Raw genomic sequence first — 808 nt, forward strand, 5'->3', positions numbered from 1 at the left:
CGGCCGGCAAGGCCGCGCGCCTCCATGTCGAGACGCAGCTTGTGCAGGCCGAAACAGACGCGCGGGGGCCGGCCTTAAAAGTCAAAGGCGCCGTTGAAACCTATGTTGGTGTCCGCGATGCGCGGGAAGCCAAGCGGGCTGGCCGTGACAAGCGGTCTGATGCCGGCCAACGTCTCGGACGGTACGTCCTGGGCGAAGGCGCACGCGGCGACCTGGAAACTATTCCCTCGGCCGCCCCGCTCGCTGACGTGGATCTTCTCGCCTTGGACGAAAGCGACCTGCTGTCTTGGCGGAATGGCCTTCCCGAGCGCATCCAGTCCAGCCAACGCCTCTTCCGGGGTTATCTTCGTCATGCCGCGTCCCCATCCTGTTGAGCCGACGACGAGCGCAGCGCGTCGAAGACGACCATGGCGAACTTTTCGATTTGGTCGTTGATAACGCTGCGGTCATGGATGCCGCAGACTTGCAGCCGCCCGATTTGCTGGCGAACTGTCGACCGCCAAAAGCGATCAGCCGCGAGACCGTGGCGCCTTTCCAGAACGCCGATGGTTTCGCGCACCAGACGAATGTTGCGGTGCAGAGGAAAGGGAACGATCGATGCCGGTTTGGTCGGGTTCTGTTCCATTTAACTCGCTGCTCCCATACGGTTGAGCACTTCGTCCCCGTCGCACTGTTCGGTGCCGCCGCTGGCGCTTACGGAGCCGATTCCGCTTTGGAGAGAAGGAACGGATTTTGACGGCAGCGCCACCACGACACCCGCCGAGCCAAGCACCACCGCTGCATTCCGCCCGCAGGGCGGACCATCGAC

2 protein-coding genes and 1 pseudogene are annotated in these 808 nt (G+C 63.4%); 1 reads left to right on the forward strand and 2 read right to left on the reverse strand.

Translation table 11 applies throughout. From position 1 onward, the window contains the following. Nucleotides 1-374: pseudogene (locus EN932_RS38615) on the forward strand (hypothetical protein); the annotation flags it as partial. Here the strand turns inward: EN932_RS38615 and EN932_RS37240 are convergent. Both EN932_RS37240 and EN932_RS38620 read right to left on the reverse strand, forming a co-directional pair. Continuing rightward, nucleotides 350-625 (reverse strand): DUF6074 family protein, encoded by a 276-nt coding sequence (locus tag EN932_RS37240; RefSeq protein ID WP_128369580.1) that lies wholly within the window; start codon nucleotides 623-625, stop codon nucleotides 350-352. The pseudogene EN932_RS38615 and the gene EN932_RS37240 overlap by 25 nt on opposite strands. Then, on the reverse strand, nucleotides 626-808 hold a 183-nt coding region (locus tag EN932_RS38620), incomplete at its 5' end, for a hypothetical protein (RefSeq protein ID WP_206619050.1).

The organism is Mesorhizobium sp. M7A.F.Ca.US.002.01.1.1, assembly GCF_004022955.1.
Lineage (GTDB): Bacteria > Pseudomonadota > Alphaproteobacteria > Rhizobiales > Rhizobiaceae > Mesorhizobium > Mesorhizobium ciceri.

Coding starts and splice junctions, on each gene's coding strand:
- EN932_RS37240 (WP_128369580.1), bottom strand. CDS start 625: ATGGAACAGAACCCGACCAAACCGGCATCGATCGTTCCCTTTCCTCTG.